At 74.4% G+C, this 19,735-nt stretch carries 18 protein-coding genes; all 18 read right to left on the bottom strand.

The window, feature by feature from the left end; translation table 11 throughout:
• Positions 1-43: 43 nt before the first annotated feature.
• On the bottom strand, positions 44-1,327 hold the full coding sequence (locus BLU42_RS09320) for an ABC transporter substrate-binding protein (RefSeq protein WP_091074198.1): 1,284 nt from the start codon (positions 1,325-1,327) through the stop codon (positions 44-46).
• 59 nt (positions 1,328-1,386) lie between these two features.
• The gene (locus BLU42_RS09325; RefSeq protein ID WP_091074199.1) at positions 1,387-2,229 is read right to left on the bottom strand and encodes a carbohydrate ABC transporter permease; all 843 of its coding nucleotides are present in this window, start codon (positions 2,227-2,229) and stop codon (positions 1,387-1,389) included.
• Positions 2,229-3,182, bottom strand: coding sequence for a carbohydrate ABC transporter permease (locus BLU42_RS09330; protein ID WP_231918530.1), 954 nt, complete (start codon positions 3,180-3,182; stop codon positions 2,229-2,231). The genes BLU42_RS09325 and BLU42_RS09330 overlap by 1 nt, the downstream gene beginning before the upstream one ends.
• Positions 3,179-4,201 (bottom strand): LacI family DNA-binding transcriptional regulator, encoded by a 1,023-nt coding sequence (locus BLU42_RS09335; protein ID WP_091074200.1) that lies wholly within the window; start codon positions 4,199-4,201, stop codon positions 3,179-3,181. Before BLU42_RS09335 ends, BLU42_RS09330 begins: the two co-directional genes overlap by 4 nt.
• Positions 4,202-4,300: 99 nt before the next feature.
• Entirely contained in the window at positions 4,301-5,530 is a 1,230-nt protein-coding gene (locus BLU42_RS09340; protein WP_231918531.1) for a winged helix-turn-helix domain-containing protein, read from the bottom strand.
• Between the two features lie 80 nt (positions 5,531-5,610).
• Positions 5,611-6,252, bottom strand: coding sequence for a ribosome hibernation-promoting factor, HPF/YfiA family (gene hpf, locus BLU42_RS09345; RefSeq protein ID WP_091074201.1), 642 nt, complete (start codon positions 6,250-6,252; stop codon positions 5,611-5,613).
• 173 nt (positions 6,253-6,425) lie between these two features.
• A complete protein-coding gene (locus BLU42_RS09350) occupies positions 6,426-7,211 on the bottom strand; it encodes a ComF family protein (protein WP_091074202.1) in 786 nt (261 codons plus the stop codon).
• 132 nt (positions 7,212-7,343) lie between these two features.
• Complete coding sequence (locus BLU42_RS20855) at positions 7,344-9,119, bottom strand: GerMN domain-containing protein (protein ID WP_172825775.1); 1,776 nt, start codon at positions 9,117-9,119, stop codon at positions 7,344-7,346.
• A complete protein-coding gene (mtrB, locus tag BLU42_RS09360) occupies positions 9,116-10,861 on the bottom strand; it encodes an MtrAB system histidine kinase MtrB (RefSeq protein ID WP_091074204.1) in 1,746 nt (581 codons plus the stop codon). The genes BLU42_RS20855 and mtrB overlap by 4 nt, the downstream gene beginning before the upstream one ends.
• A 1-nt stretch (position 10,862) precedes the next feature.
• Positions 10,863-11,612 (bottom strand): MtrAB system response regulator MtrA, encoded by a 750-nt coding sequence (gene mtrA, locus BLU42_RS09365; protein WP_197680784.1) that lies wholly within the window; start codon positions 11,610-11,612, stop codon positions 10,863-10,865.
• Positions 11,613-11,735: 123 nt separating this feature from the next.
• The gene (locus BLU42_RS09370; protein WP_091074205.1) at positions 11,736-12,299 is read right to left on the bottom strand and encodes a YqgE/AlgH family protein; all 564 of its coding nucleotides are present in this window, start codon (positions 12,297-12,299) and stop codon (positions 11,736-11,738) included.
• Entirely contained in the window at positions 12,292-12,666 is a 375-nt protein-coding gene (locus BLU42_RS09375) for a VanZ family protein (protein WP_157719903.1), read from the bottom strand. The genes BLU42_RS09370 and BLU42_RS09375 overlap by 8 nt, the downstream gene beginning before the upstream one ends.
• Before the next feature lie 62 nt (positions 12,667-12,728).
• The gene (locus BLU42_RS09380; protein ID WP_091080008.1) at positions 12,729-14,165 is read right to left on the bottom strand and encodes an NAD-dependent malic enzyme; all 1,437 of its coding nucleotides are present in this window, start codon (positions 14,163-14,165) and stop codon (positions 12,729-12,731) included.
• A 65-nt stretch (positions 14,166-14,230) separates the two neighbouring features.
• The gene (locus BLU42_RS09385) at positions 14,231-15,010 is read right to left on the bottom strand and encodes a hypothetical protein (protein WP_091074207.1); all 780 of its coding nucleotides are present in this window, start codon (positions 15,008-15,010) and stop codon (positions 14,231-14,233) included.
• Between the two features lie 6 nt (positions 15,011-15,016).
• Positions 15,017-15,592: a hypothetical protein gene (locus tag BLU42_RS09390; protein ID WP_091074208.1), complete on the bottom strand. Its 576-nt coding sequence runs from the start codon at positions 15,590-15,592 to the stop codon at positions 15,017-15,019.
• Entirely contained in the window at positions 15,582-16,130 is a 549-nt protein-coding gene (locus tag BLU42_RS09395) for a sigma-70 family RNA polymerase sigma factor (protein WP_157719904.1), read from the bottom strand. Before BLU42_RS09395 ends, BLU42_RS09390 begins: the two co-directional genes overlap by 11 nt.
• 103 nt (positions 16,131-16,233) lie before the next feature.
• The gene (locus BLU42_RS09400) at positions 16,234-17,430 is read right to left on the bottom strand and encodes a VWA domain-containing protein (RefSeq protein ID WP_231918532.1); all 1,197 of its coding nucleotides are present in this window, start codon (positions 17,428-17,430) and stop codon (positions 16,234-16,236) included.
• Positions 17,423-19,732, bottom strand: a complete 2,310-nt coding sequence (locus tag BLU42_RS09405) for a DUF5682 family protein (protein ID WP_091074210.1) — start codon at positions 19,730-19,732, stop codon at positions 17,423-17,425. The genes BLU42_RS09400 and BLU42_RS09405 overlap by 8 nt, the downstream gene beginning before the upstream one ends.
• Between the last annotated feature and the right edge of the window lie 3 nt (positions 19,733-19,735).

Consider the following 19,735-nt stretch of genomic DNA (forward strand, 5'->3'; position numbering starts at 1 on the left):
GCGTGCTGCGTGCTGCGGGGGGTCGGTCGGGCCGGCCGACGGGTCAGCGGTTGACCGTGGCCCAGCCGTCGGTGAGCGCCTTCTGCAGACCGGCGGCGTCGGTCTTGCCCGCGAGGAACTGCTGGAAGGCCGGCGTGGCGATCTGGTCCTTCCACTGCGGGTAGTTGTCGACGCTCTGGAAGGGCGCCTTCTGCAGCGCGTCGCCCGAGGCCACGATCTGCTTCCAGCCGTCCTTGCCGTCCGTCTTGGTGATCACGGCCTGCTGGGCGTCCTTCGTCGCCGGGTAGAGGGTCTCGCCCTCGGCGATCGAGGCCAGGTTCTCGGCCTTCATGTAGAAGTTCACGAAGCTGGTCGCCTCGGCCACGTGCTTGGAGTCGGCCGAGACCGACAGCGTCTGCGGGTTGGCGGCCTGGGCGGCACCCGCGCTGCCGGCGAGGGCGGGGAGCGCGACCCAGTCGAAGCCCTGGGGGGCGTCGGTGCCGAAGGAGCCGGCGGCGTACGAGCCCTGGACGGTCATCGCGAACTTGCCCGCGTACCAGGCCGGGAGGACGTCGCTGCCGGACTGGGTCAGCGTGGCCTTGTCGAGGCTGCCGTCGGCGGCCATCGCGGCGATGCGCTTCGGCACCTCGAGCTCGGGGTCGCCGACCTTGATCGTGGCGTCCTTGCCCGAGCCGTCGAAGTAGGTGCCGTCGAAGCCGAGGCCCAGGTTCATGAACGTGGCGGTCGGGCTCTTGAGCCCCCACCCGACGCCGGGCTTGCCCGTCTTGGACTCCACCTGCTGCGCGAGCGCGGCGAACTGGTCCCAGGTCATCGTCGGGCCGCTCGGCACGGTCACGCCCGCGTCGTCGAGCGGCTTCTTGTTGGCGAAGACGAGGTAGGACTGCAGCACCGTCGGCGCGGCGATGACCTTGCCGTCCACGGTCACGGCGTCCAGCACGCCGGGGCTGATCGCGCTCTTGACCGCGGGGTCCATCCCCTCGCCCAGGTCGGCGAGGTAGCCGCCCTGCGCGAAGCCGGTCATGTCGGCCGACTCGTCGTGGATGATGTCCGGCGCGGTGCCGCCGGCGAACTGCGTGACCAGCTGGTCGTGGACGTTGTCCCAGCTCCCCTGGACCAGGTCGACCTTCACGTCCGGGTTGGCGGCGTTGAAGTCGTCGACGATCTTCTTGGTGGCCGTCTGCGTCTCGGGCAGGAAGGCCAGCGACTGGAACTTCAGGGTGACGGGGCCGGAGTCGGAGGAGCTCCCCGATCCCCCGCCCCCGCAGGCGGCGAGGGAGGCGAACAGGACCGTGGTCAGGCCCGCGGCGGCGATGCGGCGGAGGTTCATGGTTCTTCTTTCGTTCGGTGCGGGTGGGACGGGTGGAGCGGGACGGCGGGTGGTCGGGCTCAGCCCTTGACGGCGCCGGTGAGCAGCCCGCCGGTGAGGCGGCGCTGCAGGATCGCGAAGAACACGAAGCTGGGGATGGACGCCAGGACCGCGCCGGCGGCCAGCGGGCCGAGGCGCACCTGCCCCTCGGCGCCGACGAAGAGGGCGAGCGAGCGCGACAGGGTGAAGTTCTCCGGGCTCTGCAGCAGCACGAGGGCGAAGAAGAACTCGTTCCAGGCCGAGACGAAGGTGAACATGGCCGTCGCCACCACCCCGGGCACGAGCAGCGGGAAGACCACGGTGCGCAGCATCGTGAAGCGGCTGGCCCCGTCCATCGCCGCGGCCTCCTCGAGCGAGACCGGCACCGCCGCGACGAAGCCCTGCAGCATCCACAGCGCGAAGGGCAGGCAGAACGTCACGTAGACGAGCGTCAGGCCGAGCAGCGAGTCGTTGAGGTTGATCGTCCGCAGGATCAGGAACAGCGGGATGATGATCAGGATCACCGGGAAGACCTGGCTGACGAGGATGTAGCCGGTGCCGATCATGCGCAGCCGACCGCGGAAGCGGGCCATCGCGTACGAGGCCGGCAGGGCCACGACCGTGACGACGAGCGTCGTGATCAACGAGACGACCGCGGTGTTGGCCGTCGCGCGCACGATGCCCTGGCTGGCCAGGGCCTCGGAGAAGTTCGACCAGGTGAGCGTCCGCGGGAAGATCCAGACGTCGAGCGAGGCGAGCTGCTGGGTCGACTTGAGGGAGGCCATCAGCAGGTAGAACAGCGGGAAGCCGAGGAAGACCATGTAGCCGGCGAGCGCGACGTACTGCGCGCCGCGGGCGACGGGGCGGGTGCGGACGATCGCCATCAGTCGCGCTCCCCTCGGACCTGGGTCCAGAGGTAGAACATCAGCAGCACCACCACGACCAGCACCATCACGTTGCCCATGGCGGCGGCGTAGGCGATGTCGCGGTACTTGAAGGCCTCGTTGTAGGCGAAGAGCATCGGCAGCATGGTCTGGCCTCCCGGCCCGCCCTCGGTCAGCACGTAGACCAGGCCGAACGAGTTGAAGTTCCAGATGAAGTTGAGCGACGTGATCGAGGTGATCACCGGGCGCAGGGCCGGCAGCGTGACGTGCGCGAAGCGCGACCAGGTCCCGGCACCGTCCATCTCGGCGGCCTCGACCAGCTCGTCGGGGATCTGCTGCAGGCCGGCGAGCAGGGTGATCGAGGTCTGCGGCATCCCCACCCAGACCCCGACGACGATCGCGGCCGGCAGGGCGGTGCCGAAGCTGCCCAGCCAGTCGAGCGCGAAGCCGGGGTCGAAGAGCCGGACGACGCCGTTCAGGGGCCCCGAGTTGGGGTTGTAGAGCATCTTCCACATGATCGCTACGACGACCGGCGGCATCGCCCACGGGATCAGGGCCAGCAGGCGGGTGACGCCCTGTAGCCGCAGGTTGGCGTTGAGCAGCAGCGCGAGGCCCAGGCCCGCGACGAGCTGGAGCAGCGTCACGCTGAACGCCCAGATCATCCCGATCTTGAACGACTGCAGGAACAGCGTGTCGCCGAGCAGCTTGCCGAACTGCCCGAAGCCGGTGAACGCGTTGCTGGAGTTGCGCGACAGCGTGGCGTCGGTGAAGGCGAGGTAGACGCCGTTCAGCAGCGGCGCGACGCTGAAGACCAGGATCGGGATCAGCGAGGGGATGACCAGCGCGGCCACCTCCTTGCGCCGGGCGACGACCCGTCGGGAGGTGCGGCGGCGCGACGGCGGGGTCGCCACCGGCAGCGGCACCGGCGGCGGCGTCTGGGTCACGGTGGTCACGACGGGTCCCCTGCTTCCTGCGACGGTGCGGTCGACGAGCGGACGACGAGGGTGGGTTCGACGACGACGGCCTGGGCCGGGCGGCCGGGCTCGCGGAGCCGGGCCAGCAGCAGCTCGGCGGCGTGCCGGCCACGGTCGGCCGCGCCGAGGTCGACGCTGGTGAGCGTCGGCAGCAGCTGGGCGGCGAGCGCGGAGTCGTCCATCCCCACCACGGCCAGGTCGGTGCCGATCCGCAGCCCCCGCTCCGCCGCGGCGTGGTAGACGCCGGCGGCGATGAGGTCGTTGGCGGCCACGACCGCGTCCAGCGGCGCGCCGCCCGCGCCGGGCCGGTCGAGCAGCTCGCGAGCGGCGTCGAGGCCGGCGGCGAAGGTGAAGTCGGCGGCCACGACGCGGTGCTCGTCCATCCCCGAGCGACGGCAGGCGTCGGTGAAGGCCTCTCCGCGCACGCGCCCCGGCGTGGTGTCCTCGGGCCCGTTGACGAACCCGATGCGTTCCCGACCGGTCACGAGCAGGTGCTCCACGGCGAGCGCGACCCCGGCGGCCGAGTTGGCGCGGACGTTGTCGAAGCCCCCGGGGTGCGGCAGCAGCCCGACCACGACGACCGGGACCCGCAGCTGGGCCAGCTCGGCGAGCAGCTCGTCGTCGACCCGCAGCGGGCTGATCACCAGTCCGTCCACGTAGCCGCTCGCCAGGCTGCGGAGCAGGGCCACCTCGGTCTCGACCGTGGACCCGACCGAGGAGATCAGCACGCGGTAGCCGGCCGTGCCCACGGTGGCCTCCACCGCGCGCATCATCTCGACGTAGACGTGGTTGCCGACGTCGGCCACCCCGAAGGCGAGCTGCCCGGTCGAGCCACGCTTGAGGCCCCGGGCGCGGGCGTCCGGCACGTACGCCAGCTCGCGCGCGGCCCGCTCGACGAGCTCGACGGTCCGCGGGCTGGCGGACTCCCCGTTCAGCGCGCGCGACGCCGACGCGATCGAGACGCCGGCGCGGCGCGCGACCTCCATCAACGTCGTCATCGTGCGGTCCCCCGACTTTGTAAACGTTTACAACAACAGGCGACCACTCAACCTGCCGGACGGACGGATGTCAAGGAGGCCGGTCGGAGGGGGCCGCGGTCAGCCCCGGCGCACGGCCGCGTCGAGGGCCTCGGCGAGGTCTCCGCGCGGGAGCACCTCGACCGCGGAGAGGCCCTGCCAGGCGGCCATCGAGGCCAGCTCGGCCGCGAGCTCCTCGGCCACCTCGACGCTCTCCCGGCCGTGCAGGGCCGGGTCCTCCGCCCAGGCGGACACGACGCGCAGGACCCCGCGCGCCCGGTCGGCCTTGAGGTCGACGCGGGCCACGAACCGGTCCCCGAGCAGGAACGGGTAGACGTAGTAGCCGTACGCGCGCCTGGGCTCGGGCACGTAGATCTCGATGCGGTAGGCGAAGTCGAAGAGCGCCTCGAGCCGTGCCCGCTCGAAGACGAGCGAGTCGAAGGGGCTCAGCAGCGCGCGGGCCTCCAGCCGCCGCGGGAGGCGCGCCTCGTGCCACAGGTACCAGGACCCCTTCGCCACGCCGACCTGGACGGGCACCAGCTCGCCGGAGGAGACGAGCTCGGCCACGGCCTGCTGGGTCGCGGCCGGACGGGTCCGGAAGTAGTCGCGCAGGGCGGGTTCGGTGGCCACGCCGAGCGCGGCCGCGGCCCGCCGGACGAGGCCGCGGACCGACTCCTCCACCGTCGGCGTCGGCTGCGCCAGGACGTGGGCGGGCAGCACCCGCTCGGGCAGGTCGTAGACGCGCTCGAACTGCGCGTTGCGGCGGGCGGAGGTCACCTCGCCGACGTAGAAGAGCCACTCGAGCACGGTCTTGGCCGCCGACCAGTTCCAGCCCCAGTGGCTGCGGTCGCGGTCACCCTGCTGCTCGGCCTCGAGCTGCCGGGCGCTCACCGGGCCGCGATCGGCGACCTCGCGGCGCACGTGCTCGACCAGCGCCGGGTTCTCCCGGGCGACCCGGTCGACCCCGCCCCACGAGTGCGCACCCTCGTTCATCCGGAAGCGCAGCAGCGGCTGCAGCTCGACGTCGAGCAGGCTCGCCGCGTGCCCCCAGTACTCGAACATCTGGCGGGGCGCGGCGAACGCGGCGCGCTCCAGCAGCGCCGGGTCGTACGGCCCGAGGCGCGAGTACGCGGGGACGAAGTGCGCGCGGGTCACGACGTTGATCGAGTCGATCTGGAACTGCCCGAGCCGCCTCGCCAGCCCAGCCACGTCGCGCAGCCCCACGGGCCGCTCGAGCGGGCGTCGCCCGAAGCCCTGCGCGGCCAGGACGACCCGGCGGGCGAGGGCGGGGCTCAGACGTTCCGGCGGCACCCGCGTGAGGCTAGTGGTCGGCTCCGATAGCCGGGCGAGGGCGCGTCCCGGCCGGGTGACCCGGCCGGGACGCGCGACGCTCAGCCGGCGTGCGCGACGGCCTCGGACGTCTCGAGGCGGATCACGCCGTAGTCGTAGCCGTGGCGGCGGTAGACGACGCTCGGGCGGTGCTCGTGGTCGGCGTCGACGTAGAGGAAGAAGTCGTGCCCCACCAGCTCCATGGCGAGCAACGCCTGGTCGAGCGTCATCGGCTCGGCGGCGTGCTGCTTCTCCCGCACGACGAGGGGCCCGTCGCCCTGGACCTGCATGCCGGCGACGACGCGGGTGTCGCTCTCGTCCTCGGGGCCGTCCTGGTCGGGCCCCGACCCGAGGTCGGGCGGCGTGGCCACGCGGAGCGAGGCGGGGGCGTGCTGGCCGCGGTGGACCTTCTTGCGGTCGGCGGCCTTGCGCAGCTGGGCCATCACGCGGTCCAGCGCCATGTCCAGCGCGGCGGTCTTGTCGGTGCTGGCCGCCTCGGCCCGGACGACCGGGCCCTTGCTCCTCAGGGTGATCTCGACGCAGTGCGCCTGGTCGTGCTGCCGCTTGTTCCGTTCCTCGGTGACCTCGACCTCGACCCGGATGACCCGGTCGTCGAGCTTCTCGAGCCGGGCGAGCTTTTCCTCGACCAGCGCGCGGAACTCGTCCGCCACCGTGCAGTGCCGGCTCTTCACGACAACATCCATCAGACTTCGCCTCTCCTCGGGGACACGGACTGGCGGTGGCTGGGCTGGCCCGTCGCCGCGGGCTCGGTCCGGCCACGGTGCCGGGCAGCACGAAGCCCCCGCATCCAGGAGCACGGACCGACCTGGCGGTCGGTTCCGGTGCCGTTCTGGAGCAGGGGCGCCATGAACAGACGTTAGACCCATCCGGAGACCGCCCAGGAGGTGGGGGCGTCCGGACCGCTCGCCCGGTGGCGCCGCACGGTCGCGGCCACGGTGGCCGCCCCGAGCACCTCGACCCCGCCCGCCTCCAGCGCGCGGACGGCCTCGACCAGGCTCGCGCCGCTGGTCACGACGTCGTCGACGACCACCACGACGCCCCGTCCGGCGGCCGGACCACGACGGTCCGGGTGCGACCACCAGCGGCGCCGCAGTCGGAACGCACCGGCGAGGTTCGCGTGCCTCTCGAGCGCCCCGAGGCCGCTCTGGTCGGCCACCCGGCGCGCCGGCACCAGCAGCGGCGCCGCCCGTGCCCGCGGGAGCCGACGGGCCGCCGCCCGGGCCAGTGCGAGCCCAGCGTCGAAGCCGCGCGCCCGGACCGCGCTCCGCGCCGACGGGACCGGCACCAGGTGGACGGGCGCGGCGTCGCCTCCCCCGCCGTCGAGCAGCCCGCTCTCGTCGAGCAGCCCCAGCACGGCGAGGGCGAGCGCCTCCCCGAGCAGCGTGGTCAGCCCGAGCGCCGAGCGCTCCTTGTGCGCGCTCACCAGGTTGCGGGCGAGCCGGCCGTACGGTCCCGCCGACCAGGTGCGCGGGAAGCCGTCCGGGCAGGGGTCGGGCGCCCGCGGGGCCGGTCGCAGGGCCGCCAGGTCGGCGCGGCAGCCGTCGCACAGGGTCCAGGCCGGACGGCCGCAGCCGTGGCAGCGCGCGCCGAGGAGGAGGTCGCCGGCGGCGTCGCGCCAGCCGGCGGCGGTCGGGTGGGTCACACGAGGAGCATCGGGACGCGGACCCGCGACAGGCCGGTCCCCGCCCGCCCTGTGGACGGCGCGCAGCCCCGCCGGGCCCGCCCTGTGGACGTCCGGCACGGCCTCGTCCTCAGCAGGGCTGCTCAGCGGGCGTCAGCCCGGGTAGGCGACCGCGTCCACGTCCTTGACGAACGGCACCCACGTGGTCCCCTGGTCGCGCCAGGTCTGCCCGTTCTGGCTGCGGACGATCGCCGACTGCGTCCGCAGCAGCACGGCGACCTCGACCGGGTTCCAGGCCAGGGCCTCCCCCTGCCCGACGACCGACGAGGCGTCCTCGCTGACCGCGTACGGCCCCGCGGTGTCCTTGGCCGTCGCCGCGCCCAGGACCATCACGTGGGTGGCGTCGAGCCAGGCCAGGTCCTTGAGCTGGGTCAGCTGCGGGCTGTCGGACTGGCGGGTGTCGAGCTCGCGCACCCCCTTGACCTCCACCCCGTCGCCGCGGTCGACGTGGCCGACGAGCAGCCGCTGGCCGCCCCGGACCCGCTCGATGAAGGCCACCCGTACGCCGTCGGGCGAGAAGCTGAACGCGGTGATGTCGCGGCCGTCGAGGTCGGGGGCGAGCACCGGCTTGGCGCCGTCGGCGATGCGCCACAGCTGCTGGCGCCCGCCCTGGCGCCCCAGCGCCCACAGCTCGCCGAACCGCGTGAACTGCGGACGGCTCAGGTCGGTGACGCCGGACAGCACCGTGCGGGCCTTGGTGCCGGCCCCGGCCGTCGTCGCCTCCACGAGCCGCGTCCGCCCGTCGGTGACCGCGGCCAGGTCGGTGTCGGTGACCGACACCGCCAGCGAGGAGATCGAGGTGCTGCCGAGGTCGCCGCTGAAGGGACGCAGCTCGCCGGTGGAGCCGTCGGCCAGGGCGACCTTGCCGGCCTGGACGACGTAGAGCTGGTTGCCCGCGTTGGGGCTCACCGGGTCGAGCTGGCTGGAGATCGCCGTCGTCGGCACCACGAGCGTCGTCGGGTCGCTCTCCGGCACCCGGAACCCCTGCTGGTTGACCGTGATGAGCACGCCGCGCACGGCCAGGGCGTCCTTGAGCGTGTAGACGATCTGCGCCGCGAGCAGCGAGCGCTGCGCGTCGGGCAGGGAGAGCACCGCGTCGCTGAGCGCGACGGAGGCGACGCCGTCGGTGATGGTCACCGAGTCGACGCTGAGCGTGGTGCCCGGCGGGATCGCGGTCGTCACCGCGGGCGCCAGCCAGGAGGTGGGCCCGGTCAGCAGCGCCTTGACCAGGGCCGACGCCACGCGACCGGGGTTGCGGAACTGGGGCAGCCAGATCGGGTCCGGCACCAGGACCGGGCTCTGCACCGCGCCCGGCTGGTCGCTCGGACGCCCGTTGGCGAGGAAGTAGAGGTCGTAGGTGGCGTAGCTGCGGTCGAAGGCGTAGTCGGCGACGAGCAGCCCCGCCGGCGGGGTGGCGATGCGCCACTCCCCGTCCTGGCGGGAGACGGTGAAGGTCTGCGCGAAGTCCCCGCCGCGCGCCTGGTACGAGCGGTCCGCGGCCAGGGTGCCGAGCGTGCGGCCGCTGAGGCTGACCTGGTCGTCCTTGACGCTCACCGCGTCGAGGTCGTAGACCGTGGCGCCCGTCTCCGGCTTCCAGTCCTGCGCCGCCTCGCGGGTGAGGTACTGCTTGGCGACGGAGTAGCCCGACTGGTAGTAGGCGTTCGCGCGCAGGAAGCCCTCCACGACCTGGCGCGGGTCGTCGCCCGGCGAGGGCGGCGAGACCTCGACGTTCACGCAGTTCTGGCAGGCCTGCTCCTGGCCCTGCACCCGCTCGACCCGGCCCGAGGTCGGCACGCCGACGCAGCCGGCGAGCAGCAGCGTCAAGGCCACGACCAGCCCGGTCAGCCCGGTCCGGCCCGTGCGCCTCACGACGGCCCCCGTCCGGGCTGCCAGCCGGTCCCGGCGAGCGCGCCGACCGAGCTCGGGCCGTCCACGGGGACCTGGTCCTCGACCGGCTCCTCGTCCTCGAGGACGGGCACCGGGACGAGGGGCAGGTCGCGCGGCGCCATGGGCAGCGGCGACGTCTGCAGCACCCCGCCGGCCTGGCGCGGCACCGTCAACCGGAACTGCGCCCCCAGGCCCGGGCGCCCCCACGCGGTCAGCCAGCCGCCGTGCAGGTTGGCGTCCTCCATGGAGATGGCCAGGCCCAGGCCGGTGCCGCCGACGGTGCGCGCCCGGGCCGGGTCGGCCCGCCAGAAGCGGAGGAAGACCTGCTTGGCCTGGCTGGCCTCGAAGCCGACGCCGTGGTCGCGGACGGCCACGGCGACCGCCTCCTCGTCGCCGGCCAGCAGCACGTCGACGGGGCGGCCCTCGCTGTGCTCGATGGCGTTCGTCATCAGGTTGCGCAGGATGCGCTCGATCCGGCGGACGTCCACCTCGGCGGTCGTGTCGCCCTCGGCGTGGATGCCGACGCGGACCGCGTACGCCCGCGCGAGCGGCTCCTGCGCGTCGACCACGCGCTCGACGATGCTGCGCAGGTCGGTCCCCACCGGCGTGAGCGTCGCCGCGCCGGCGTCGAAGCGGGAGATCTCGAGCAGGTCGTTGAGCAGCAGCTCGAAGCGGTCCAGCTCGGTCTGCAGCAGCTCCGCCGAGCGGGCGGCGATCGGGTCGAAGTCGTCGCGCGCGTCGTGCAGCACCTCCGCGGCCATCCGCACCGTCGTCAAGGGGGTGCGGAGCTCGTGGCTGACGTCGGAGACGAAGCGCTGCTGCACCTGCGACAGCTCCGACAGCGTGGTGATCTGCTTCTCCATCTCCGCGGCCATGTTGTTCATCGACGTGGCGAGCAGCGCGACGTCGTCCTGGCCGCGGACGCGCATGCGGTCGTGCAGGTTGCCCGAGGCGAGGTTCTCCGCCGCGCGGGCCGCCTCGCGGACCGGGGTGACGACCTGGCGCGCGACCAGGGCGGCGATGAGGGTCAGCATGAGCACCAGCACCGCACCCGTGCTGACCACGGCGGTCTGCAGCACCGCGAGGGTCGAGACCTCCTGGGTCAGCGGGAAGACGAGGTAGATGGCGTAGCGGCCGGTGCCGGGCAGCGTGAGCCCCGAGCCCGCGGCGAGGCCCGCCACCGGCGGGCGGCCGTCGTCGTAGAACACCTGGGTCGGGGTGATGAGCAGGTCGGAGGAGCCGGCGTCGACCTGCGCGCGCAAGGCGGTCGGGATGCTGTCCGACGTGGCGCTGCCGGCGGTGATCGTCTGGCCGCGCGCCAGGATGATCACCTGGTACTGCTCGCTGCCCCCGGAGCGGCCCGCGAAGCCGTACGCCAGGTCGTAGAGCAGCTTGTCGACGTTGACCTCCCCGGACAGGTCGGTCGCGTTGAGCTGGGCCTGGGCGGTGTTGACGGCCTGGCGGGCCTCGTTGGCCGCGCTCTCGCGCTTGCCGTTGAGCACGCCGCTCGTCGCCTGCTGCATGAGCAGCAGCCCGCCGAGCACGAGCACCACGACCGAGGCGAGGAAGACCGTCGAGGTCACGCGCAGCGGGAGGGAGCGCGACCACAGCCCCAGCGGGCTGCGCCACCAGCCCCCGCGGGCGACAGCGCGGAGGCGCCCGGCGAGCTGCGTCCCCGGACCGCCCTGGAGGGTATCGCCGACGGCACCGAGCCCGGCCGGCACCTCAGGCGCGGACGGGCTCGCCGGCCTTGTAACCGATGCCACGGACCGTCACCACGATCTCGGGGTGCTCGGGGTCGCGCTCGATCTTGGAGCGCAGCCGCTGCACGTGCACGTTGACCAGCCGGGTGTCCGCGGCGTGCCGGTAGCCCCAGACCTGCTCGAGCAGGACCTCGCGGCTGAATACCTGCCACGGGCGGCGGGCCAGCGCCAGCAGCAGGTCGAACTCCAGCGGCGTCAGGGCGATCTGCGTCCCGTCGCGCTTGACGGAGTGGCCGTCCACGCTGATCGTCAGGTCGCCGACGGGGAGGGTGTCGGCCTCGCCCTCCTCCACCGCGGTCGGCAGGCGGCGCAGCCGGGTGCGGATGCGGGCGACGAGCTCCTTGGCCTTGAAGGGCTTGGAGACGTAGTCGTCCGCGCCGGCCTCGAGCCCGGCGACGACGTCGACGGTGTCGGTCTTGGCCGTGAGCATGACGATCGGGACGCCGGACTCGGCGCGGATGTCGCGGCAGACGTCGACCCCCTCACGCCCGGGGAGCATCACGTCGAGGAGCACGAGGTCGGGGTGGTTCTCCCGGAACGACGCGAGCGCCTTGTCCCCGTACGCGCACCAGAACGGCTCGAAGCCCTCGTTGCGCAGCACGATCGACAGCATCTCGGCCAGCGCGGCGTCGTCGTCGACCACCAGCACCCGTGGGCGCGCGGACCCCGGCTCGTTCTGGTCGGTCGAACCTGCGGTCGAGCCGCCTGCCACGCCCTCGAACACTCACAGCCCTTTCTGAGCGTCACCAGCCCGGCCCAGCTTGGGCGCCCCGTCGCGCCCGGCCGGCTGCGCGCTCATCCTACGTGCGGCGCCTCGCGCCAGGCCCGTCGACGCTCAGTTCTGCGCCGGGTCCTCGCTCCAGGTGGAGAAGACGGCCAGGGGACCGCGCTGGCGGCGGAGCACGGCCCGCCAGAGCTCGAGGGGCTCCTCGCCGAAGACGTCACCGGCCTCGGCGTCGACCACGTGCCACATGCCCTCCTCGATCTCCGCCTCGAGCTGACCGGCGCCCCAGCCCGCGTACCCCGCGAAGATGCGGAGGTCGTCGTACGCGCCCGTGACGATCTCGACGGGCGTGTCCAGGTGCAGCAGCCCCACGTCGCCGAACAGCCGCCGCCAGCCGGGCGGCTCCTCGCCGCTGGTGCGCACCTTGGCCAGGCAGATGGCCCCGTTGGGCGAGACGGGGCCGCCGTGGAAGAGCAGCCGGGGCTCGGAGACGACGGAGACCCAGTCGGGCAGCACCGCGTCGAGCGCGGTCGGTGACACCTCGTTCAGCACCACGCCGAGCGCGCCGTCGCCGTCGGCGTCGAGGACGAGCACGACGGTGGCGTTGAAGACGCCGTCGGCCAGGAGCACGCTCGCGACCAGGAGGTCGCCCGGCCGCGGCCGGCGCTCAGCCACGGCGTCCTCCCCGCCGCCGGACCAGCAGGTGGCCGAGCAGCCCGAGCGCGGTGCCGGCGAGGTCGGCCAGCGCGTCGTACGGGTCGCCCGAGCGGGTCGTGTACGCGACGCCCTGGACCACCTCGCTGACCACCGCGTGCAGGACGAACAGCCCGACGACGAGGGCGATGGTGCGCCCGCGCAGCCGGCGCCCGGCCGCGAGGGCGTGCAGGTGCAGCGCGAGCAGGACGAGGAAGCAGGGCAGCCCGAAGCCCACCAGGTGCTCGGCCTTGTCCGCGTTCGGGAACCACGGCGCCGACGGCGGGCCGGCGTCGCGGTAGAGCCCCCACAGGTGCACGGCGACCGCGACGACCGCCGCGCCGGTCACGGCGGCACGCGCGGCCCGGCCCGCTGGTGCCCGCGACGGTCCGGTCAGCGTGGGGGCCGCGGTCACACCGTGACTTCGGCGTCCGCGGCGTCGGGGTCGACCGGGAGCTCGGCCGGGCCGCCGGCGGCCTTGCGCACGGCGGCGGCCACCGCCGTGTGCACGTCGGGGTTGAAGACGCTCGGGGTGATGTAGGCGGCGTTCAGCTCCGCGTCGGAGACCACGCCCGCCAGCGCGCGGGCGGCGGCCAGGAGCATCGTCTCGGTGATCTCGGAGGACTGCGCGTCGAGCAGGCCGCGGAAGACGCCGGGGAAGGCCAGGACGTTGTTGATCTGGTTGGGGAAGTCCGAGCGGCCGGTGGCGACCACCGCGGCGTGGCGGGCCGCCTCGGCGGGGTCGACCTCGGGCTCGGGGTTGGCCAGCGCGAAGACGATGGCCTGGTCGGCCATGGTCGCGACGTCCTCGCCGCGGAGCACGTTGGGCGCGGACACGCCGATGAACACGTCCGCCCCGGCCACGGCCTCGCGCAGCGAGCCGGTGACGTCGAGGCGGTTGGTGTGCTCGGCGAGCCAGAGCAGCTCCCCCACCAGGCCGTCGCGGCTGCGGTGCACGACGCCCTCGATGTCGGCCACGACGATGTCGCCCGCGCCGGCGGCGAGCAGGAGCTTGATGATGGCCGTGCCCGCCGCGCCGGCGCCCGACATGACGATGCGGACGTCGGTGATGTGCTTGCCGACGACGCGCAGGGCGTTGTAGAGCGCGGCCAGGACGACGATCGCGGTGCCGTGCTGGTCGTCGTGGAAGACGGGGATGTCCAGCTGCTCGCGCAGCCGGCGCTCGACCTCGAAGCAGCGCGGCGCGGAGATGTCCTCGAGGTTGATCCCGGCGAAGCCCGGCGCGACCGCCTTCGCCACGGTGATGATCTCGTCGACGTCCTGGGTGTCGAGGACCAGCGGCCAGGCGTCGATGCCGGCGAACCGCTTGAACAGCGCCGCCTTGCCCTCCATCACCGGCAGCGCGGCCTCCGGACCGATGTTGCCGAGACCGAGGACCGCCGAGCCGTCGGAGATGACCGCGATCGAGTTGCGCTTGACCGTCAGGCGCCGGGCGTCGTCCTTGTTCTTGGCGATCGCCAGGCACACCCGGGCCACGCCGGGGGTGTAGATCATCGACAGGTCGTCGCGGTTGCGGATCGGGTGCTTGGTCTGCATCTCGATCTTGCCGCCGAGGTGCATGAGGAAGGTCCGGTCGCTGACCTTGCCGATGACGACGCCGGGGACCGCCGCCATCACGTCGACGATCTCGTCGGCGTGGTTGGTGTCGCGCGCGGCCACGGTGACGTCCATCCGGAGCCGCTCGTGGCCCGAGGCGGTGACGTCGAGGGCGGTCACGATGCCGCCCGCCTGCTCCACGGCGGTGGTCAGCTGGCTGACCGACGTGCCGCCCGCGGGCACCTCCAGCCGGACGGTGATCGAGTACGACACAGAGGGGACGGCGCTCACGCCCTGCATGCTCTCACGCGCCCTCGGTGGTCAGGCCGGTGTCGGCGCGTGCCGGAGAGCCCGTCTCAGGGCACCGCCAGCGACCACCGGCCGCCGCAGGTGACCGCGAGCACCCGCCGGTCGGCGCCGGCCACGGCGGCCACCTCCTGCGGTCCCCCGTCGTGCCGCTCGTCGGCGACCACCACGTACGCCGCCGTCTTCGACGCCCGCGCGAGCACCGTCACCCGCGACGGACCCGGGCACGTGACGAGCAGCAGGCCCGGCGCCTGGACGGCGACCACGTCGTCACCCAGGCTGTCGAAGCCCGCCGTGTGGACCGGCACCTCGTCGAAGGGCGTCAGCGTCACCGTCCACTCCGCCGTCGACGGGGCCCTGACCAGCAGCCGGCTCCCCCGGTCGGCCCCGGCCACCGGTGCCGTGTCGAGCGCCGCCGTCGCGTACGCCGGGTCGTCGAGGCGCCCGGGCCCGGCGGCACGCCCGTCCACCAGGGCCGAGAGCCAGGTGTCGGCGTCGCAGCCGGTGCAGATGAAGTGCAGCCGCGTCGCGCCGCCGGGCGCGCGGCCGTAGCGCAGCTCGGCGTTCCCGCGGAGGGTGACGAGGTGGCTGCGGTCGCCCAGCGGACCCAGGTCACGGACCGGGTACGCGCGACCCGGTCGCGGTGCGGTGGGCTGCGCCGCGGTCGGGCCCGGCGTCGGCGCCGGGCTCGGGGTCACGACGACCGCCGGCGCGGGCACCTCGCCGGGGCCGCGCAGCTGCGCGGAGGCGACCCAACCGCCCACGAGCAGCACCGCGAGCAGGGCGCCGGCCAGCGCGGTGGCCCGTCGGGGGTGCGCCGCGGACCGCACGCCGGCTCAGGCGGCGGGGACGAGCTCGCCGCGGACGATCGAGTCGCCCGAGTGCTCCGTGCTCCCGAAGCTCTGCTGGGAGATGTCGAGGATCGCGAACTGGGTCAGGTCGATCGCGTGGGCGACCGTCCACAGCCCGTGCCGGCCGTCGAGCACGCCCAGCGTCTGGCGCTGCCGCGGGTCGTCGCGGTGCACGAGCCAGGCCTGGCGCAGACCGGAGTCGGGCAGGTCGGCGTCGAGCGTCACCTGCAGGACGCGGCGCCCGTGCTCGTCGGTCTCGAGCGAGGCGTCGGCCGAGGCCCGCGCCCACGCCTCCCCGACCCCACGGAGGTGCGTGCGCACGCTGAGCTCGTCGCGGCCGTCCGTCCCGCTGCGGATCTCGCTGCGGATCGCGTCCCAGACCCGGGGGTCGGGGTCGCTGATCGCTACGTCGGCGGCCTCGCGGGCGAGGACCACGACGTGGCGCAGCTCCTCGAGCTCGGCGGCGCAGACGCGGCACGACGCCACGTGGGCCCGGTCGGCCTCGGTGCCGCCCTCCTCGCCGAGCGCGAGCAGGGCGAGCAGCTCCGGGTCAGTGTGCATCGCCCGCCACCTCCCACCGCTGCCTGAGCTGGACCAGGCTGCTGGCCACCTGGCTCTTCACGTCCTCGAGCGACATCCCTGTCCGTTCCGCGATCTCGGCCGGGCTCACGTCGTCGAGCACGAGCCGCAGCACCCGCTGGGGCTCCGGGTCGAGGTGTCCCAGCTCGTCCGCCAACAACAACCGTTCGGCCAGAGCCATCGATCCAGACTCTCCTTCGGACAACTTCTCCACGCTACCCGGGCCGACCGGCGCCGTGGAGCCCCCTTGCTCGAGCTCGCCGATCCGGGCGCAGGCCAGCTCGACCAGCCAGGCCGAGAAGGACGAGCGGGCGGGGTCGAAGGTCCCGCGGGACGTCCAGAGCTGGGTGAAGACGCGCTTGGTGACGTCCTCGGCGGCGGCGACGTCGCCGAGCGAGCGGAGGGCCAGGCTGTAGACCAGCGGCGACCAGCGGTCGTAGAGCTCCGACAGCGCGTCGGCGTCGCCGTCGCGCAGCGCCTCGACGACGGAGGGGCCGTCGTCCACCCGTCCTGCTGCCACCTCGGCTCCTCGATCGTCGTCCTGCCCCGGAACGGACCCGGAGAAGAGTAGGCGCAATCCGCGCCGTCCACAGGTCCGGCGCGCGATCGGTGCCCGACGTCGGTCAGGTCGCGCGCGCCGCCTGCTGCGCGGCCGCCCACGCCGCGACGTCGCCGCGGCGCAGGGCGACGGCGAGCATGTCGGGAAAGGCGTCGGGGGTGCACGCGAAGGCGGGGACGCCGAGCGCCTCGAACGCCGCCGCGTGGTCGTGGTCGTACGCGGGGGTGCCGGAGTCGCTGAGCGCCAGGAGCACCACGAGCGTCACGCCGCTGCGGACCAGCGAGGCGGCCCGGCGCAGCAGCTGCTCGGCGTCGCCGCCCTCGAAGAGGTCGGTGACGAGGACCAGGAGCGTGTCCTCGGGCTGGCGGACCAGCCCGGCGGCGTACGCGAGCCCCCGGTTGATGTCGGTGCCGCCGCCGAGCTGGCAGCCGAAGAGCACGTCCACGGCGTCGTCGAGGTGCGGGGTCAGGTCCACCACCTCGGTGTCGAAGACGACCAGCGACGTGCGCAGCGAGCGGACCGAGGCGAGCACGGCGGCGAAGACCGCGCCGAAGACGACCGACTCGGCCATCGAGCCGGACTGGTCGAGCACCACGACGACGTCGCGGGTCACCGCCGGTGACGCCCGGGCGTAGCCGACGAGCCGCTCGGGCACGACGGTGCGGTGCTCGGGGAGGTAGTGGCGCAGGTTCGCGGCGATGGTCGCGCCCCAGTCGATGTCGCGCGGGCGCGGCCGCCGGGTGCGGGCCGCCCGGTTGACCGCGCCGTGCACGGCGCTGCGGGTCGGCTGGGCGATGCGCCGCTCGATCTCGGCGACGACCCGCGCGACGACCACGCGTGCGGTCCGACGGGTGGTCTCGGGCATGACGCGGTTGAGCCCGACCAGCGTCGCGGCCAGGTGCACGTCGGGCTGCACGGAGTCGAGCAGCTCGGGCTCCAGCAGCATCGAGGCGAGGTCGAGCCGCTCGATGGCGTCGCGCTGCAGGACCTGCACCACCGAGGTCGGGAAGTAGGTGCGGATGTCGCCGAGCCAGCGCGCGACCGAGGGGGCCGAGGCCCCCAGGCCGCCGCGCCGTCGGACCCGGCCGTCCTCGCCGGGGTCGTCGGCGTCGTAGAGCGCGGCCAGCGCCCGGTCCATCTGGGCCTCGTCGGCGCTCAGGCCGGGGTCGAGCGCCTCGTCGGCCGGCTCGCCGAGCAGCAGCCGCCAGCGCCGGTCGCGGGTGTCCCGCGCGTCCTGGCCCGCTGCCCCGTCCTCAGCCACGGGCCGCCTCCAGGATCGCCTCGACGGTGGCCAGGGCCGGGGCCGCGAGCTCGACGAACCGTTCCCCGGCCGGAGCCGCGACCGCGGGGTCGCCGTGCGCCAGGCGCTGGGCGAGCGAGCGGCGCTGCACCGGGGAGAACGTGCCGAAGGTCCGGCGCACGAGCGGCAGCACGTCGACGAACTCTGCGTCGCCCAGCCCGGCGACCCAGCCGTCGAGCAGGCCGCGCAGCGCCGGGTCGTGCACGAGCAGGACCGCGCCGTCGGTGAAGAACCCCTCCACCCAGGCCGCCTTGGCCGCCGCGGGGCTCCCGTACGACAGCGCCCGGTGCAGGCGGTCCGGCGCGTCGGCCACGAGCTCGGCGTCGACCAGGAGCCGAGTGAGCCGGCCCTGGAGCAGCGGGGCGAGGTCCGCCCGCCCGACCAGGGCGAGCAGCGTCTCCAGCCACTCCCGGCGTACGTCGTCCGCGCCCTCCTGCGCGAGGAGCCCGACCGCCGCGTGCACGGCGTCGACCAGGTCGCGCACCCGGACGGCGCTGTCGTCGTCGAGGCCCGCGGTCGCGCGGCCGAGCCCGGCGCAGGTGCGCCGCACGAGCACCTCCGACGTCTGGCGCAGCGTCGTGGTGTCGGTGCCGCGCACGTCGCCGTAGCGGGCCGCGCGGGCGAGCGCCGGCAGGGCCTCCATGAGGTGCAGCACGTCGGCGTCGCGCGCGGCCTGGTCGGCGCAGGCGCCCAGCAGCCGCTCGAGCGCCTCCGGCAGCGCGGCCAGCAGGCAGCGCTCGACGGTCCGGGCGAGCTCGACCAGGCTCTGCCCGGCGACCACGGAGTCGATCTTGGCCGTCGCCGCCGCCTCGACCGTGGTGCCCCAGACGGCCGCCTCGACCACCGTGATCGCGAGCTCGGGGTGCCACTGCAGCCGCCAGGTCTCGCGGAACGTGCCGGTGGCCTGCACCTCGCTCGTGGCCGGCGCGGCCCAGCCCAGCTCGAGCAGCCGCAGGCGGTGGAAGAGCTGCGAGCGCTCGCGGTCGATGCCGCGGCGCAGGTCGAGGTCGAGCGCGCGGGCGGCGGGCTCGCGCTTGAGCCGCAGCCGCCGCGTCGTCGCGGCCAGGTCGGCCTCGAGCGGGACGGTCGGGACGGCCGGCGGGACCTCCCCCAGCCGCTCCCCGACGACCAGGCGGTCGGTGACGAAGCGCAGGGCCAGCTCGTCGCCGTCGCAGAGCACCGAACGGGTCGCGTCGGTGACCTCCGCGAGCCCGGCCAGCGGTCGCCCGCGCAGGGTGGCGAGCGTCTCGGTCAGCCGGACCGCCTCGATCACCGAGGCGCTCGACACGGGCAGGTCGCGCCCGCGCAGCTCGCCGGCGACCGCGGTCAGCCAGCGCACGACCGGGGCGTCGGGGGTCTCGAAGAGGTGGGCGTACCAGCCCGGCGAGGTGATCCCGGCGCCGTAGCCGCTCGAGGCGGCCAGCCGCCGGTGCGTCCACGGCACCCAGGTGCAGACGACCTTGCGCTTCACGGCCCCGCGCAGCACCCGGGCGTCCGGCGCCGCCGGGCCGAGCGGCTCGGCGAGGACGGGGGCGTGCCAGGCCCCGCACACCACCGCCACGCGCTCGCGCCCGCGCTTGCCCGCGGCCCGGATCGTCTGGCGCATCGTGGCCTCCCGCCGCGCCTCGCCCTCGGCGCGGCGGCCCTGGCGCTGCCCGACCAGCCGGCGCAGCTCGCCCATCGCCTCGAGGACGAGCGGGAAGGGCGAGGAGGAGTCGGTCCGGCCCTCGACCACGTCCTCCCACCAGCGCTCGGCGTCGTCGTAGCCACCGGCCTGGGCGAGCGCGGCGAGCGGGTCGCGGCTCGCGAGGCGTCGGCGGGCGGCGGCGTCGGCGCCGCGGGGCGCGGGACCGCCGAGCAGCACGTCGACCGCGGACGGACCCTCCTCGGCCGCGTCGGCCTCCGGCTCCTCCTCCAGGGCGTCGTCGAGGAGCGTCGTCGCCTGCGCCGCGAGCGTGACGGCCGCGGGCAGGTCGCAGAAGCCGACCTCGACGTCGCGCCGGCGCGCCCAGAGGACCGCCTGCCACTCGGGCGAGAACACCGCGAAGGGCCAGAAGGCCGCGGTGCGGGGCTCCTCCGGCGCGTACGCGAGCAGCGCGACGGGCGGCACCAGGCCGGGGTCGCCGACGAAGCGCAGCAGCGGGTCGGCGTCGGGCGGGCCCTCCACGAGGACGCAGTCGGGGTCGTACGCGTCGAGGGCCGCGACGAGCGAGCGGGCCGAGCCCGGCCCGTGGTGGCGGACGCCGAAGACCGCGTGGCTCACCGG

Source organism: Microlunatus sagamiharensis, assembly GCF_900105785.1.
GTDB classification, from domain to species: Bacteria; Actinomycetota; Actinomycetes; order Propionibacteriales; family Propionibacteriaceae; genus Microlunatus; species Microlunatus sagamiharensis.